General features: G+C 53.3%; 15 protein-coding genes. 12 read left to right on the top strand and 3 right to left on the bottom strand.

Annotated elements, in window-relative coordinates; genetic code table 11:
• Positions 1 to 343 precede the first annotated feature (343 nt).
• Together RID21_RS19430 and RID21_RS19435 are read right to left on the bottom strand one after the other, a co-directional pair.
• On the bottom strand, positions 344 to 3,475 hold the full coding sequence (locus RID21_RS19430) for a UvrD-helicase domain-containing protein (protein ID WP_350191714.1): 3,132 nt from the start codon (positions 3,473 to 3,475) through the stop codon (positions 344 to 346).
• Positions 3,475 to 6,162, bottom strand: a complete 2,688-nt coding sequence (locus RID21_RS19435; RefSeq protein WP_350191716.1) for a PD-(D/E)XK nuclease family protein — start codon at positions 6,160 to 6,162, stop codon at positions 3,475 to 3,477. The genes RID21_RS19430 and RID21_RS19435 overlap by 1 nt, the downstream gene beginning before the upstream one ends.
• A gap of 402 nt (positions 6,163 to 6,564) precedes the next feature.
• On the opposite strand from RID21_RS19435, the gene RID21_RS19440 reads away from it, so the two are divergent.
• Positions 6,565 to 6,879 (top strand): hypothetical protein, encoded by a 315-nt coding sequence (locus RID21_RS19440; protein WP_350191718.1) that lies wholly within the window; start codon positions 6,565 to 6,567, stop codon positions 6,877 to 6,879.
• Positions 6,880 to 6,885: 6 nt separating this feature from the next.
• On the opposite strand, the gene RID21_RS19445 is transcribed toward RID21_RS19440, so the two are convergent.
• Complete coding sequence (locus RID21_RS19445) at positions 6,886 to 7,107, bottom strand: helix-turn-helix domain-containing protein (protein ID WP_350191720.1); 222 nt, start codon at positions 7,105 to 7,107, stop codon at positions 6,886 to 6,888.
• Between the two features lie 253 nt (positions 7,108 to 7,360).
• On the opposite strand from RID21_RS19445, the gene RID21_RS19450 reads away from it, so the two are divergent.
• The 11 genes from RID21_RS19450 (at position 7,361) to RID21_RS19500 (ending at position 14,760) form a co-directional block, all read left to right on the top strand.
• Positions 7,361 to 8,104: a GYF domain-containing protein gene (locus tag RID21_RS19450; RefSeq protein WP_350191722.1), complete on the top strand. Its 744-nt coding sequence runs from the start codon at positions 7,361 to 7,363 to the stop codon at positions 8,102 to 8,104.
• A gap of 58 nt (positions 8,105 to 8,162) precedes the next feature.
• Positions 8,163 to 8,699 carry a hypothetical protein gene (locus RID21_RS19455; RefSeq protein WP_350191724.1) on the top strand — a complete coding sequence of 179 codons (537 nt, stop codon included), beginning with the start codon at positions 8,163 to 8,165 and terminating at the stop codon, positions 8,697 to 8,699.
• Positions 8,700 to 9,102: 403 nt separating this feature from the next.
• The gene (locus tag RID21_RS19460; RefSeq protein WP_350191726.1) at positions 9,103 to 9,471 is read left to right on the top strand and encodes a DUF1257 domain-containing protein; all 369 of its coding nucleotides are present in this window, start codon (positions 9,103 to 9,105) and stop codon (positions 9,469 to 9,471) included.
• A complete protein-coding gene (locus RID21_RS19465) occupies positions 9,468 to 9,665 on the top strand; it encodes a DUF2997 domain-containing protein (RefSeq protein ID WP_350191728.1) in 198 nt (65 codons plus the stop codon). Before RID21_RS19460 ends, RID21_RS19465 begins: the two co-directional genes overlap by 4 nt.
• Positions 9,665 to 9,892, top strand: coding sequence for a hypothetical protein (locus RID21_RS19470; RefSeq protein ID WP_350191730.1), 228 nt, complete (start codon positions 9,665 to 9,667; stop codon positions 9,890 to 9,892). Before RID21_RS19465 ends, RID21_RS19470 begins: the two co-directional genes overlap by 1 nt.
• Before the next feature lie 94 nt (positions 9,893 to 9,986).
• Positions 9,987 to 11,483: a Ycf46 family AAA ATPase gene (locus tag RID21_RS19475; RefSeq protein WP_350191732.1), complete on the top strand. Its 1,497-nt coding sequence runs from the start codon at positions 9,987 to 9,989 to the stop codon at positions 11,481 to 11,483.
• 91 nt (positions 11,484 to 11,574) lie between these two features.
• Positions 11,575 to 12,519: a hypothetical protein gene (locus RID21_RS19480; protein WP_350191734.1), complete on the top strand. Its 945-nt coding sequence runs from the start codon at positions 11,575 to 11,577 to the stop codon at positions 12,517 to 12,519.
• Positions 12,520 to 12,531: 12 nt separating this feature from the next.
• A complete protein-coding gene (locus RID21_RS19485) occupies positions 12,532 to 12,777 on the top strand; it encodes a hypothetical protein (protein WP_350191736.1) in 246 nt (81 codons plus the stop codon).
• Positions 12,778 to 12,868: 91 nt separating this feature from the next.
• A complete protein-coding gene (locus tag RID21_RS19490) occupies positions 12,869 to 13,072 on the top strand; it encodes a hypothetical protein (RefSeq protein WP_350191738.1) in 204 nt (67 codons plus the stop codon).
• An 82-nt stretch (positions 13,073 to 13,154) separates the two neighbouring features.
• On the top strand, positions 13,155 to 14,498 hold the full coding sequence (locus tag RID21_RS19495) for a hypothetical protein (RefSeq protein ID WP_350191740.1): 1,344 nt from the start codon (positions 13,155 to 13,157) through the stop codon (positions 14,496 to 14,498).
• A gap of 79 nt (positions 14,499 to 14,577) precedes the next feature.
• On the top strand, positions 14,578 to 14,760 hold the full coding sequence (locus RID21_RS19500; protein ID WP_350191742.1) for a hypothetical protein: 183 nt from the start codon (positions 14,578 to 14,580) through the stop codon (positions 14,758 to 14,760).
• Positions 14,761 to 15,343 lie beyond the last annotated feature (583 nt).

Here is a 15,343-nt window from a genome sequence, read left to right on the forward strand (position 1 = left end):
TGCATACTGGTTTTTCTTTGTTTAGCCCTTCCAAAAAGGGGGGTTTGAGGAGTCCAAGAACCTCAGCGCCTTCCGACTTTATCACATTCTCACTGACTTTTTCATCCGACTAGGCTCCCAATAAATGTAACCCGTTTCGGACACTATCATTTTGTTCCTTAGTCTATCAAAGTCTGCAACAAATCGAAACAGACCGATCATCGATTTGGAGGGGAAAGAACGGCGTATGAGTACAGTGGGACAGATAATGTCTACCTACCTTGCCCATGTCCGGTAATGGATCTGATGAGACAATTATGTAGCCAATTTAGTCAAAAGTCGCCTTGTGAATAATTGCTGATCCTTACCGTAGCGTTGCCATGACGCCGGCAAGTGGAAAGTGAATCCACGTAGATTCAATAACTTCTCCCGCCGATGTCATCACTTCACGATATGCGGCGATTTGTTCCGCAAATTGAGCAGCCTTCGCAGCGCAATGCTGTCGTCGTATGGGCGCACTTTTGTGGTCAATTATTACTACTTTGCCGCTTGGAAGTTGTAGCACCAGATCGATCGTGCCATTCCAGTCTCCGCCGGCAGCCCGGGGGCCGCTCGCGGCTACTTCGACATGCCAAAACGCCCCGGGATATTGCTCCTTAACCCACTGACAAAACCTTTCACCGGAAGAAACGAGGACCGAAGGTGCAAGAATACCGGTTACCGAGAATGCAGAAAGACAACGTTCTGCCACGAGTATTTTCGCACTATCGGACAGCGATAGCATTGATGGAAGGGCGGCGAGATAGCTGTGCACCGCGTCGCCGATAGCAGCATACTGATCCTCATCTGCTCCCGTTGGGAAATGTGACGGTCCTGGCAGATCCTCAGTTTCAAACGTGGTATCCCCTGATTCTATAGTAGCTTGGCTGGGAGAATGAAAGCGGGGAGCAAATTCCGGGGGATTTGTGATTCCAGACAACGCCAGCCAGCGTTCTTTGTGTTTTGTGTCGAAGCGACAGTTGTCGATCATATCGGCATCAAGTCGTCGCACGACGAGCGTCGTGTCAATTCCGTCCAGTTCGTGTTCGCCTTCGCCGAGACTGCAGTCGAGCAAGACATCTACGGAGTCGAGCTTTGCTAGCCAGGCGTATTTATTGTCTCGATGTGCAAACACGAGCTTCTGCCTCGCTCGCGTGCATCCCACATAAAGGAGCCGCAGATTCTCGTTAGTCTCACGAATAGTTTGCGCTTGCCCCTCAGGCGAGACCAAAGCGTCATCCTCAAGACCGCTCCCGTTACGTAGCCCACCGAATGGACCATCGGTTTTACTAAAGGGCCACGTCCAAGATCGCAGCGTCCGCCCTGACAGTGGTGATTCATTACCTTCACCGCCACCTGTAACAACAGGCGACCACATGTCGGGAGATCGGTCGGAGTTCAGTCCACTCAATACAACGACTGGCCATTCGAGTCCCTTGGCTGAATGGTAAGTCATCAGAGTTACGGCGTCGTGTCCCTGCGGTGGGTAGCGAAGATCGAGTTCATCTGCCTGGAGCTGTTCGAGATACAGAATAAATCCACTTAAGGTCGCCGCTTGACCACTGTCTAGTGCTACTTCCTCATATTCGTGTACATGTCGGAGCATGGAGTCGAGGTTCGAGCATCGACGTGCGGGATCACCCCATCGTTGGACGAGTATCGGTAAATCGAGTGATTCAATGACTTGTTGAACAATTACAGTTGGCGAGAGGAGCGATCGATCAATCTTTTCAATGCGAGAAAATCTTGCGTCGTCGCTCCAGGGGATGTAGCTATCAGGCGACAACTCATCTTCATCACCGTCCTGCGAGTTATGAACAGCCTGCAGACGCTCTCTAATCCAGTCTGGTGTGTCCTTTTCTGGGTCGCCCAACAGATGAAGTATCGTTGCTGCAGCAAGCGAGTCAGTACGGTCGGCGACTAATCGCAGACCAGCCAGGACAATTGCCCCTTCCCGCGTGGATAATAATCCGGGGCTTTCAAGCAGATAGGGAATCCCAAGGCAATCAAAAGCGGTGGCGACGGGTGGCAGCAACCTGTTCGTTCGTTCAATAACCACAATATCCCCAAATCGAACTCCTTCTCTCTTTAACTTCGCGATTCCACAGGCAAGTGCTGTAGCGTCGTCCGTTTGATTCCGCGTGTCGTACACCCATCGCTCAACTCCACGCGATTGGGCCGGCCTCTTCGGATTCTGTTTGGCATCTGTTCCAAATATCGGCTCGAACAATACACTAACCAACTGAACCAGGCCACGTTGGCTGCGGTAGTTGTCGGGAAGTTCAGTCCGTGTGGCGTCGGATGAATTGTTCCAGATGTCGTCGACCAACTCTGGGTCTGTATCGCGAAAGCCATAAATCGCCTGCTTTGGATCACCGACCCAGCGGTTCCGCGGTGAGAATTGTCGTAATTGCTGGAAGATTGCGAGTTGCAATGGATTGGTGTCCTGGAATTCATCAACCAGGACAAGGTCGAAGTCTTCAGCTAAACGAGCGGCGAGAGTTTCATTCTCAAGAAGTCGCAGCAATAGAATTTCAAGGTCAGTAAAGTCAACCAGGCCGCGTTCCATTTTGTATTCCGTGTATTGCGACTCAAGACGAATCGTTTCCTGGGCCAGAAGTGACGAGAATTCTCTAATATCCGACTGTAACTTAGTATTCTGCCGCACTTGGGATGCATGGTTTCTCAACCCATCAAGCATTCCATCGGCACCTGAAGTCGTGCCGGCTTTAATTCGGCTTGCAAACAGGTAGCTGCCCCAAAGCGGTATCTGTTTGGACTTGAGTTGGCGGAGCTTCTGTCGCGCACCGTTCGTGTTTTTCTGCGTGTCGTTGACCAGTGCGTCAATGTTCGTCAATGCCTGTTCGGCGAGGTCATACAATTGATCAATCGGCGTTTCAGATCCAGAAATTCCAGAGGGCGCAAGGAGCTCGCAAACGCGGTCGGCACTGACCGCCATTTGAGAAGTAAAGTCGTCATTGCTGATCACATTGCCTCGCTTTGCCGCAAGCAGATCCAGGATACGACGATGAAGGTCTGTAATTCCCAGTCGCTTGGCGCGGTCAGCGAAAGGTTGCCAGGCTGTGAGCGGTATGTTGCCAAGCAAATCGCTCAGTGCCCGGTCACTTGCGATTTCAGTGACGACTTCAAGTCGTGGTGACAACCCCATCTCGATTGCATACCGGGACAAGAGCCGGTGTGCCACGCTGTGCACCGTACCGATGGCTGCAAGATCCAGCCGATCGGCATTTCGGTGTGCTACCGCTTGCTCATCGGTTGCTGAAAGTAATTGAGCCTGAATTCTTCCTTTGAGTTCAGCAGCTGCCTTCTTCGTAAATGTTGTTGCCAGAATTCGTGCTGGGTCTAATCCCCCTGAAACTGCATTGGCAACTGTTTTACAAAGATCGGTCGTTTTACCTGACCCAGCACCTGCGCGGACGAGTTCAAGTAACTGCATTATGTTATCTCCTGAATTCCGCAGATGCTCTTGAAATTGCAATACTTGCAAACGGATTGAGTTTGGTTGTCTTTGAGATTTGTCTCCAGCACGATTGTTGCGCCATCAGGCCATTCGGAAGACTCTTGCAGGGGACGTGCCGGAACAGGGGCATCGGTTGTCAACCAGTCGTCCGCCTTACCGATCGCATCCGAAAATTGCTGCCAAACCATTTGAATAGCTGGTGCATTGATGACCGCACGATTACCATCGCCCAAGACTGGGCTTTCCGATGGTGTATATAGCAGTCCGTCAGAGAGCACTAGATAGGCAACACCCGGAAACCGGCCGCTTGCTGTCGATCTGCCATAAGCGTAGGTTGCAAGCTGAACCGCCTTACCGTCCTCTATCAACGAATAATACTTGGAACGGCCACCGTACTTGAAATCGATAACGGCCTCTTCGCCATCTGCTCGTTGTGCAACACAATCAATCCAGCCATTCAACGATTTACCAAACGCATCGCCTGACAATTCAACCTCAATGCCAGTAATTCGATAACCGCCACTGGCTAGTGCGCCGACGAATACACGCGTCGCGTTCTCAATCTCACTGCGGAGCTGTTGACACTCAAAGTATTTGCCTGGCTGAGCAAGCGGGGCCGCATCGAGGGGAAGTCTTTCGTCGAATATTGCGACGACGGCAGCAACGGCGTCTTCAACCGCTGGCAGATCGCCACCCGCTCCGAATACGTGTTCAAGAACACTATGGCAGAAAGTTCCCTTGAGCTGGAAATCTGCTGGAAGTTCGGCGATGGGACTGGGCCGCAGTTTGGCCTGGTAGGTTAATGTCCATTTCAATGGGCAGCTGAGCCGATCTTGGAGCGCAGTTGCCGAGACAGTCTCGCGGTCACGCAGCAGTTTCGCAGGGATGTTCCAGAGAGGGCGTGGCGGTTGCGGTGGTTGAATATCAACGTCCTGACATTCAAATATGAACGGAGCGAGGGCTGCTGTTTCGTCATCCGCGATCAGGTCCTCAATGACCAACGGCTGTTCGACGTCTTGCTCTGGAAGGGTCTCACGAATCGCCAACCAGATGGGATGCCAGCGTTTCTCAAGGTCCTGAGGTAGCAACACTGCGAGGAATGCTTCTTTAACAAAGCTGTAGCCATGTGCTTCGGCAGAACGCAAGGTTGACAATGCATGGCTGCCGTCGTCTAGATCGATCCCCGCATCGCGCAGTTCACGAAGTTGATTTGTTGACCAGCGCGAACCGGTTGTGTCCCCCGTGCCTAAGCCTAGCCAGATAAGTCGATCACATGGCCCAGAAATTTCTGCGAGTGAGCGTACGCGGATTGGACCGCCTTGCGCTTCGATACAAGATGTCGTTTCAACGCCGTTGGCGAGAGCTTCTTCCATAAGGCGGGCCAGTTGCGGATCAGAGAGTAAAATCCCCTGACTTTCGGCCAACTCCCCCAGCAATGATGCCTGACCTGCCGCAATCTGGAATGCGTTAATCAACTCGGTATTCGAATCAGCGTCTCTCGCTAGCAATGCAACTTGCCCGGAAGCCCACTGGGAAACTAGGGCACAGCGTGATCGTATTAAGCGTGACGGAGCATCGGTTCCTCTTGGAGTCCGGTCGCAAAACAACCACGCATCAAGACGTTTGCGAAGTTTGTGTTCAGGATCATTCTCTGCTTCGCAGAGTTCCTTTACCGCTTTTTCCCACTGGCTGCTTCCAAGGCCCGGTTCCTCTGTCAGAGCGTTTGCTAATATTGAAGCGGCTTTTCGCGGAAGCGGCAGAATGGGCAGTGTCAGAAAGTCGAGCAATGCTTGTGGATCAACCGGTTCCCAGCAAAGAGCAAGACTCAATGGCAGGACTTGCAGAACCGGGTGTGCTCGTGACCATGATGTTGCTCCGGTGGTTGGCAGCCCAATTCGGTTGAGGCATGCGTCGAGACGCGATGCCAGATCGTCATCTTCACAACAAATAACCGTGGTCGGTAATTTGTCTGGAGCCAACGCCAGAACGGCAGCAACGAACTCTACCGACGCGGATGCACTTCGAGTGTGAACATAACGAAAGGTTGAGTCTTGTTCAATTTCTGCAGCTGGGCCACCACGCACGACGGTTTGAGCCGAATACAATGCAGATCCTTCAGCAGCATGAGGTTGTAGCTCCGGCGGCTCAACAACTGTTAGTTCAGCAAGAACCTTGCGCCACAATGACGGCCATGTATCTGGCGCATCATGCAGTACACAACGATGAGGCGGTAGAACCTGTCCTGCCTGCAGGGCATCAAGCACTCGCTGCAAGCGTTCGGCTTCACCGGGGAATGTCATAGTACGCCCGGTTACTGCTCTGGCAAGGTCACGAACAACATCAGGGAGCGATTCCGAATCAACTTCATCCCAACCTGACATAAGCAACTCATCTCGCCGTGCAAGAAGTTCAGAGGCTGTTGCCCAGCGATCAGCCTTCATACTGGCGGTGATTACAGACTCGGTTACCGTATCGAGTGCAGCCGCGTACTCAGTGATTCGATCTGCCTTGTGGATCGGAGGGACCGGAAGTCCTAACTGCGTTTCAAGCCATTTCAGTAAGGTTTCTGGGCCACCATGAAAATCATTAACTGATCGACGCATCCACTCAGGTGAAATTACTCTGGAGGTAAGCCGAACCGCTAATTGTGTGTGTTCTAGCATGTGTTGTGGCCTTTAAGTTATATGAACTGGTTGCCAGTACGGTTCAATCGTTTAACAATCTATCAAAGTCTTCAGTTAATGGAAATCGACAAAGGGAATAACTGCTGAAACCAATGAAAATAGCTCCATTATGGATATTTTTTGACTTGATAGATCAACTGGAACCACATCCAACATGTGGTTTATTCATAAGCGAGAATGTATCTGCGTGCTTAGCAAACACTAAATTATTCCGGTTTCCGTGTCACAATACATGAAGGCAACGCCTTTAACTATCAGTGATCGGTACCGATGTTTTCAACCGCCCTGGAACAGTCTCTCTCAAGTCTGTTTCAGGGCGTTTTTTATTTCCAGACCGTTAACTCGAACAGTCCATGTCCCCTGTTCTTAGAAAGGAGCGGTATGCTACAGAGGCAAGAAATCATGTTGATCAGAGCTGCCCTGCAGTTCTGGTATGAAGAAATGGATCTCGAAGATGCAGACATGTTCGCGATTTATTCTGGTGGCCCCAGAATCAAGCCGCCCTGGCGAAGGGAAGACATCCAGCGGTTGCGTCAGCAGTTGATCGCGGCACGACTGCGATTTGCTGTCTGTCAAAGTGATGCGAGCAGGGTCAAGATTCCCCGCCTGTTTGACACTCCCGCAGCAGCAAATCAGGCGAAGACGAACGACACTGACCAACTGGGGGTGGTCCTGGTTGATACTCCAGCAGTCTGAGTTCCCTCAAACCCCCTCCATCAGCTCGGCCAGGCTGATGCCGAGTGTCTCGGCAATCCGCTCGATATTCCGTAGAGACAGATTCCTCTCTCCCCGTTCGATCCCGCCGACGTAGGTCCGATCCAGCTCACAAGCGTAGGCAAAATTCTCCTGTGAGTAACCTTGTTCTTTGCGCAGTTCCCGGACCCGCTGTCCAAATCTCACCAGTATTTCTGCTCGTTTTGCCATGCAGACATTAAACACTTGACAATGACGATAGGACCACGGACTATAAGTATCATTGTGTGTCTGTAAATATGTCCAAACGGTGTGTCTTTAAACCTCAGGTAACAGGCACTCAACAGTTCTGGGAGCTTTAATCAGGGGCCTCCGAGAAGCGGAGAGACTGCCTCTCAGCAGGGCTTGTCTCAATAGAGGTCTGAACCACTCAGGGAAACGCAATTTCAACCCACAACCCCATTAGAGAAGATCGGTAAATTCCATGCACGAAGAAAGTCACAAAACGATTGAAAGTCCCCAGAGCCAGTGGTGGCTGGCAAAGAATGGTGTGGCGGAAGGACCTCTGTCTCACCGGGAAATCAGTGATGCCTTGAAGTCAAACCGCATCAGATCGGCTGATTATGCCTACTCATCTGTTGAAAAGGAGTGGAAGCCGTTGTCTGCCTGGAGCGAGTTTGAATCGGGAACTGAAGAATCTGCTCTGCAACCTCCTCCGGTTCCCCCTGTGGACAGTTATACTGTCGAGCCCTTGCTCACCAATCCCAGGCTGCCCGCCATGGCGAACTGGATCTGTATCTACTCGCTCCAGATCTCTCCCTGGCTCTGGTGCCTCTATACCTTTTCAGAAATCATCAGCGGGACCGCGCTAAAAGAAAAGGCTCCTCTCATGGGTGTGGAGGCCTTGGCGATGATAATCAGCATGCTCGTTTCACTGGGGGTAACAATTTCACTCTTCATCGGTGGGATTCGTCTCCGAGCGTTAAGCCGGTCAGGTCCGAATATCATTATCCTGAGTATCGTAGTCGCAACTGCGGCCCATTTACTGTTGTCTCTCGGGGTGATGATGATCATTGCAATGACCGATCAAAACAGCTTCACCTCAAAAACCGTGGCAGTCGAGTTAATCGACTATTTCATACTAATTGTCGCACTGTGCGAAGGGGCGTTTCTGCTCACCTCACTTTTCTGGCTGAGGCGTAATGCCCGTTTTCTGCCACTCGCTTAATGTACCAGCACATTAAGCCCCGTAATGATTGTCTTGACCTTGAAAGAGAATGAGCTTCATGACCGAATATCCAGTCCCCGAAAACCGGGAAGCCACAGAGTGGCGATTTGATGACCAGGGCCTGCTTGCAGGCCCTTACTCTTATGACGAACTCAGGGACTATGTAGAGCTGGACTACATCCAGCCAGAAACTGAGATCATTCATGAGGATGGCCGGAAATATCAGGCATTTGAGATCGGATTGTTCCCCGGATTCGTTCCTGCAAAACCAGACCCTGCCGACGAGAACGAAAACATGATCGCACCGTTACCGGGCTGGAATGTTCTGGTGGGAGTGGTCGCACTGACTCTGGTCTCAATGAAAATTGCCCAGAGGGTGCCGGAAGACCACTGGTTCCACGGCGTGCTACCGTTCTCGTTGACCATTGGTGGTTTCGCGATGGTTTTAATCGGCTGTTATACCGGTTTGACGGGGATTGCTCACAACTTCCGGGGGATACCTAAATACCGTCCTGTCTTTTACAGAGTTGGTGCTGTGATCGTGATTTACCTGGGCATTTTATTCTTGGTTGCAGGAACGAAAGATCTATTTTGATGCCCGTAGTTGCTGATCACACTTATCAGTGCGAACCCTCCCATGCTTGTTTTGACAACTTCGCATAATCAGTGGTGAGAGTACACCTGAGAGTGCGGCAAATCTTGCGACCGATCGCGTAGCCACCGCGAGCAGAAGCAGCCTAAAAGTCACAGGATTAGTCCTGAATTCTACATAGTCACATCAGACAGTTTCGTACGCCCTGGAATAGTCTCCCCGAAGACAGTTTCAGGGCGTTTTGTTTTCAAGCTGTTGGTAAGCGAACCGGGGAACAGCTGACTGCAGCATATCATCAGCAGGCAGACCAGCAGCAAACCAACCAGCGGCGGTTCTGAGGTAACCCAGATTTAAAAAGTACTTTCTAGATTTATAACCAGTCATTTAACGTCAGGAGAACCAATTCATGAGTCATATTGTGGAAATTAAAACCGAAGTCCGGGACGAGGCAGCCATCAGTGCCGCCTGTCAGCGTCTCAAGCTGGAGGCACCAACGCAGGGGACGGTAAAGCTTTTCAGTGACTCTGCCACCGGTACGATCGTCAAACTACCTGGCTGGCGATATCCGGCTGTGTTCGACACACAATCCGGCCAGGCTCGCTTCGACAACTTCGAAGGCCGCTGGGGCGAGCAACATCAACTGGATCGCTTCCTGCAGGGGTATGCCGTTGAGAAGACACGCATCGAAGCGCGTCGTAAGGGACACACGGTGACCGAGCAGGCTCAGGCTGACGGCTCGATCAAGTTGACGGTCCAGGTAGGAGGTGCTGTATGAATCGGACGATCGAGATCACAGTCACCCCGGACGGACAGACTCGTGTGGAGACCAAAGGCTTTTCCGGAGCCGGCTGCCGCGAAGCCAGCCGGTTCATTGAGGAAGCCCTGGGGAAACGGGCCAGCGAACGGACCACGGCGGAGTTCTTTCAGATCGCTGATGAACGGCAACGCCTTCAGGAAGGAGGTGGTTGATGACCAAGGTCCGTCGACAGATCCAACGGCAGCAACGCGAAGATCCGGCTGTCGAAGCACGCCGCATTGCCCGCATTCGTAAGAAGTATGATGATCTGACCAAGGAGCAGGAGGCCCTCAGTCGCTGGATGACACGCCTGAAACGTGCCTTTCACAAGGTAGAGAAGCTTCAGGAGCGGATCGCCCGCATGGAACGCCAGTTGGCTGACCTGGAGGATCGTGGCTGACAGTCAGGCTCTGCACATTCAATAACCATTTGTTTTATCAATGCCCCGGCTTCGGCTGGGGCTTTTTCATTTACGCACTTAATAAGGAGTCGCTATGCCGACAATTACTTCACTAACCCAGAAACTGGCTGAACATGTCGCGGCCTGTTTCCCGGGGCTGTGGATTCAGTCCCACGAGCATCAGGATGCTCTGACGGAAATTGCTCAGCTCTGCCATGATTCTCAGTGGCAGCTGGCCACCTGGGACATCGACACAGGACTCATCGTCCCCGGCCAGACAGAGCAGGGGGGAAGCAGCAATGATCCGCTGACTGCCATCAAGGCGATCAATGCCCTGGCCACGCCTGAAGGAACAGCCATTCTTGTGCTGCAGAACTTTCACCGATTCCTGCAGTCCGCAGAAGTGGTCCAGGCGTTGTCTCAGCAGATCAACACCGGCAAGCAGAACCGGGCCATCGTGATCGTGCTGTCGCCCGTTGTGCAAATCCCCACCGAGCTGGAACGCATGTTTGTCGTGATGGAGCACGATCTCCCCCACCGGCAGGAACTGGAAGAAATCGCTCGTGGGATTGCCACGGAGGAGGGGGAGCTGCCCGCAGAAGCCGAGTTACAGGTGATTCTCGATGCGGCAGCCGGACTCACCCGGATGGAAGCGGAGAATGCGTTCAGCCTGTCACTGGTTCGGGACGGGAGAATCACTGCAGATGCCGTCTGGGAATTAAAGACCCAAACGCTAAAAAAAAGTGGTCTGCTCTCGCTGTACCGCAGTAACGATGACTTCAGCAGCCTGGGAGGTCTGGTAGCTCTCAAGGCGTTCTGTAAACGGGCCATGCTGCATCCGCAGCGTGGGAATCCACTGAAACGCCCGCGTGGGGTCCTGCTGTTGTCCCCACCTGGTTGTGGCAAGTCACAGTTCTGTAAGGCACTTGGCAGGGAGGTCGGTCGCCCTGTCCTCAATCTCGATATTGGCAGCCTGATGGGTTCACTCGTAGGGCAGTCGGAGGAACGCACACGAGAGGCCCTGAAAGTCATTGATGCAATGGCTCCCTGTATTGCCATGATCGACGAAGTCGAGAAGGCCTTTGCCGGGATGAACGGTAGTGGCGACTCTGGAGTCGCATCGCGAATGTTTGGTGTGTTTTTGTCGTGGCTCAATGATCATCAGTCCGACGTGTTCGTGGTCTGTACTGCGAATGATGTTTCCAAGTTGCCTCCGGAGTTCAGTCGGAGTGAACGCTTTGATGGGGTGTTTTTCCTGGACCTCCCCGATCGGGAAGAGAAAGACGCGATCTGGGCACTCTACCGGGATCTGTTCGAGATCGACGCGGACCAGGCCGCTCCCGATGACACGGACTGGACCGGTGCAGAGATCAAGTCCTGTTGCCGCTTGGCAGCCTTGCTTGATCTGCCTCTGCGTCAGGCCGCTCAAAACGTGGTTCCCGTCGCGGTGACTGCAGCGGAATCGGTCAGTCAGTTACGGACCTGGGCCGGTGGTCGCTGTCTTTCGGCGAATCAGCCTGGTATTTACCGTAAGCCGCAGCAACGAGCCCGCTCGCGTCGCAGCGTGAATCGAGAAGCGTCCAAGAACTAAAAACCACTTTTTAAATTCAAATCCACAAAAGCCGGTGCGTGACGAAAAGTGTCGTCATTCACGGGCTTGTTTTGTTTCTGGAGATACTGATATGACCACATTACTCGAAGAGGCTCCCCCTGAGACTACCATCACTCCCAGTGAGCGACTGCGATCTTCCATGGCGGCGGCCCGGCTGAGCTTTACCTGGCTGGGAGTGAGAAAGTCGCTCACGGCCCAGCAGAAGAACCAAGCCGCCGATTCCTTCGGTGCCGAAGGGAAATACCTGTCAGCCGGTAAGAAGCTGCTGGATACCCGTCATGCCGCCTTCAAAGCCGTCACGGCGATCCGGGGGCGTGCGATTGCCTACTGGAAAGGTGTGTCGCTCCCCTTTCCGGAACCGGGGATTCGCCTGATCCGCCAGGATGAGATCACAGCCTTCGATCAGTCGATCGCGGATTTCCGGCGGGAACTGGACGAGGCGGTCGACGAGCTGGATCGGCACTACGAAGAACTGCGCACTGCGGCCCGGGATCGTCTGGGGGACTTATTCAATCCGGATGACTATCCACCGTCGCTGATCGGCATGTTCGAGATTGAGCACGATTATCCGTCCGTTGAGCCTCCGAATTACCTCAGGCAGCTCAACCCGGAGCTCTATGAGCAGGAATGTCAGCGGGTCCAGTCCCGGTTTGACGAAGCGGTGCAGCTGGCCGAGCAGGCGTTTTTAAGTGAGCTGACGCAGATGGTGGAGCATCTGACAGAACGGCTGACCGGGCGCCAGGACGGGAAGCCCAAGGTTTTCCGTGATACTGCGGTCACGAATCTGGCGGATTTCTTTGACCGGTTTCGTCAGCTCAATATCCGCTCGAATGAGCAGTTGGATGAACTGGTGGCGAATGCCCAGCAGATTATTACCGGCGTGAACCCCCAGCAATTGCGCGACAGTCAGGATGTGCGTGAGCGGGTGGCTTCCCAGATGTCGGCGGTGCAGCACAACCTGGACCAGTTGCTGGTGGATCGGCCTCGCCGCAATATCCAGCGTCGACCCAAATAAGCGGGAGGCCCCATGCAAATACTCATTCAAACCGATGGTGCCGTGCGGTGCCTGTACGACGAAATGCTGGATCTGCACGACATAGGACAGCTGCAGATTGAACGTGGTTCTCATGTCGAGCCGGATCAGCAGGGAAACTGGACGGCGGATTTGTCACCAGTCGGGGGACCGTTACTGGGCCCCTACCGGAATCGAAGTGAGGCCCTTTACGCGGAACGGGAGTGGCTGGAAACGTACTGGCTGACCGATCCGCGGTAGCAGCTTTTCTGATGTGCCCTGTGGGGCGGTGTGTATTCACGCTGCTCCGAGGGGGCAGCGTTTTCTCATTTCTTAGCAGGAGTCAACGCAAATGATACAAGCTCAACTCGAACAGCAAGTCGCCCAGGCAACGGGTGAAGATTTACGGGAAGTCCGGTTTCGTGGTTTCAGTCTGGCGGACCCGCTGACCGTCTGTTTTGATCCCGAGCCCTGTGACCTGCCACCTCAGATCCTGGACTGGGACCAGGTCGATCTGGAGCGGAATGTCGCTCTGATCAAACAGCCTGTTCTGTGAACGCGTTCGTATAGCCGTTTTTTCATGCCCTCCTGGTGCCTGTTACCGGGTGGGCATTTTTTCTGATCGCACAGGAGAAACTATGATACAAGTATCTCGTGCTTTAATACGTGAGTTGAAAACCGTCTTCAGTCGCGGACTGGGAATTACCAGCCGCCAGACCGGTCCGCCAGTCGAGTTTTTGGTCGACCAGCATGCCTTGCGGGTTCGGACCCGCAATCAGCAGGTGGCACTGGAATATCGACTTCCGGCAGAGGGACTGGAGAATCAGCACCTGGTTGCCCCCTTTGGACTCTTGCGATGCTGTCACGGTCCCAAGGCCGATCTGGTCCAGATTCAGCGGCAGGAGAAAGCCATTCAAGTCAAGTGGCAGGAAGCCGGCATTCCCCAGTCGATGGAGTACCCGACAGCGGAATGCAGAGAATTTCCGACTCTGCCTGACAAACTGGACCGCAATGCATCCCGGCTGATGGATGCCTTACGTGATGCCTGCGAAACGGCAACAGAAGATTCTGCACGTTACGCCCTGGATCACCTGCAGCTGCGCGGCTCAGAAGGGCAGGTGATAAGCACAGACGGCAGACAGCTGTTGGTTCAGGATGGGTTCCAGTTCCCCTGGGACGGGGAGCTCCTTGTCCCTGTAAACCGCCTGCTGTGCAGCCGGGAATTGAGACGCGGAAAGTCGGTTGAGATCGGTAGGACAGCAGACTGGGTGGCACTCCGATCGGGAGCGTGGACGATCTGGCTGCGGATCGACGCAAAGGCCCGTTTTCCCGATGTGCTGGAGTTGGTCAATAATCGTCCCGAAGCAGTCGCATCCCTGCAAATCCCTGATGAAGATGGCGAGTTTATCTGTGCGGCCCTGAAGCCCAAGCCGTTTCACCAGGATGATGCCGGAAAGGTGACCCTGGACTTGAACGGAAAGGTCACGGTGCGTACCCGTGATGCAGGACAGGGACAGCAGCGGGATTATGTCCTGTGTCGCTCGGAGCGATCCGGAGAAAGTTTGCGAGCCAATACGAGTCGGGATTATTTCAGGCGTGCTTTGCAGCTGGGATTTCGGGAGATCAGTCTGAGCGGATCGGATACGCCGGCTTCCTGCAGGGACGACCACCGGATCTACGTCTGGGCACTGCTGACCCAGGCAGATGCCCTGCAGCCCCAGCCTGACGCCGTTCTGATTGAGTCCACTTCAGTTTCTCATCAAGCTGCTCAGTCGCGGAAGAAGCAGAAACAAGTGACTGAGCGGGTTCCGTCAGGAAAGAAGCCGTCTGTCGAAGCAGAACAGGTTCTGACGCAAATGAAGTCTTTGTGTGGTGGCCTGACAGAAACCGTGTCTCACATCCGGGACCTGATGGCACAACTTCATACACAGAGCCAAGGCTGGAGCCACGGTCTGACTTCCGATCAGCGGGTTGGCACCTGAGTATCACATTCTGAGTGTTTCTTAGAAAAGCCGTCCCTGGCAGGGACAGGCTGGTTAATAAAACCCCGTGGGAGATTTCATGACCTACAACAGTAAAGACAAATTGAACGCGTTTCACTTAACCGGCAGTGTGGGTGTTTCCACACTATTAGGTCTGCTTACCGGAAGCTGGGTAGTGTTCCTCGTGATGGGTATTCTGCTGGTCGGTTCCTCACTGCTGACAGGCGAGATCCGGATACCAGATCATCGCCCGAAGCGTTAACGCGTGCAGCCCTGCGCTGTCCTCATTTTGGTTTGATCCTGGTGAGGGCAGGCAGGGCATATTGAGATGTGCATACTCTCAATCACCTGGGCATTTTTTTATCTATCAGACACGGGGAACTGATAGGCGTTTAGCGTGATTTCCAGAGCCCTGTCGGACTTCAGACTACATGAATTGGATAGGGTTTGTGTGTGTACATATTTATATACTTTAGCTGAGAAGAGATACATTCTTAAGAAAAGGGATCAGTGGTCGTGCTCAATAGCCTCTATCCTAGGCCTCCTGCGGCATCCTCAGGGCGTTTCTAGAGGTAAGGATGGCCCTAGGGGCGTCTTAAGTTGCCAGAGGGCCACAGGGGCTAATTCTGGATAGCCGGAAATAGGCAGCCACAGTGCCCTTGGGTGGTAGTCTTGTGTATACATTTCTGCTGAGACTTACTCGTAGGGAGATCGCACAGCGTTTAGATTCACTCTGTGATCAGCTTGCACGCGTGTAGTTACGGGAGACTCATTACCACACTGCCTGGGGATATCCATCTCAGATCGCGATGTTATTTCAGAGACCTGAAAGAGGATTTAGCGTC

This window comes from Gimesia sp. (assembly GCF_040219335.1).
In the GTDB taxonomy this organism is placed as follows: Bacteria; Planctomycetota; Planctomycetia; order Planctomycetales; family Planctomycetaceae; genus Gimesia.

What these genes read in the sequence shown, in the direction of transcription:
- RID21_RS19485 (WP_350191736.1), top strand. Translation starts at nt 12,532, where the DNA reads ATGCAAATACTCATTCAAACCGATGGTGCCGTGCGGTGCCTGTACGAC.
- RID21_RS19495 (WP_350191740.1), top strand. Translation starts at nt 13,155, where the DNA reads ATGATACAAGTATCTCGTGCTTTAATACGTGAGTTGAAAACCGTCTTC.
- RID21_RS19470 (WP_350191730.1), top strand. Translation starts at nt 9,665, where the DNA reads ATGACCAAGGTCCGTCGACAGATCCAACGGCAGCAACGCGAAGATCCG.
- RID21_RS19430 (WP_350191714.1), bottom strand. Translation starts at nt 3,475, where the DNA reads ATGCAGTTACTTGAACTCGTCCGCGCAGGTGCTGGGTCAGGTAAAACG.
- RID21_RS19455 (WP_350191724.1), top strand. Translation starts at nt 8,163, where the DNA reads ATGACCGAATATCCAGTCCCCGAAAACCGGGAAGCCACAGAGTGGCGA.
- RID21_RS19450 (WP_350191722.1), top strand. Translation starts at nt 7,361, where the DNA reads ATGCACGAAGAAAGTCACAAAACGATTGAAAGTCCCCAGAGCCAGTGG.
- RID21_RS19475 (WP_350191732.1), top strand. Translation starts at nt 9,987, where the DNA reads ATGCCGACAATTACTTCACTAACCCAGAAACTGGCTGAACATGTCGCG.
- RID21_RS19440 (WP_350191718.1), top strand. Translation starts at nt 6,565, where the DNA reads ATGCTACAGAGGCAAGAAATCATGTTGATCAGAGCTGCCCTGCAGTTC.
- RID21_RS19460 (WP_350191726.1), top strand. Translation starts at nt 9,103, where the DNA reads ATGAGTCATATTGTGGAAATTAAAACCGAAGTCCGGGACGAGGCAGCC.
- RID21_RS19465 (WP_350191728.1), top strand. Translation starts at nt 9,468, where the DNA reads ATGAATCGGACGATCGAGATCACAGTCACCCCGGACGGACAGACTCGT.
- RID21_RS19445 (WP_350191720.1), bottom strand. Translation starts at nt 7,107, where the DNA reads ATGGCAAAACGAGCAGAAATACTGGTGAGATTTGGACAGCGGGTCCGG.
- RID21_RS19435 (WP_350191716.1), bottom strand. Translation starts at nt 6,162, where the DNA reads ATGCTAGAACACACACAATTAGCGGTTCGGCTTACCTCCAGAGTAATT.
- RID21_RS19500 (WP_350191742.1), top strand. Translation starts at nt 14,578, where the DNA reads ATGACCTACAACAGTAAAGACAAATTGAACGCGTTTCACTTAACCGGC.
- RID21_RS19490 (WP_350191738.1), top strand. Translation starts at nt 12,869, where the DNA reads ATGATACAAGCTCAACTCGAACAGCAAGTCGCCCAGGCAACGGGTGAA.
- RID21_RS19480 (WP_350191734.1), top strand. Translation starts at nt 11,575, where the DNA reads ATGACCACATTACTCGAAGAGGCTCCCCCTGAGACTACCATCACTCCC.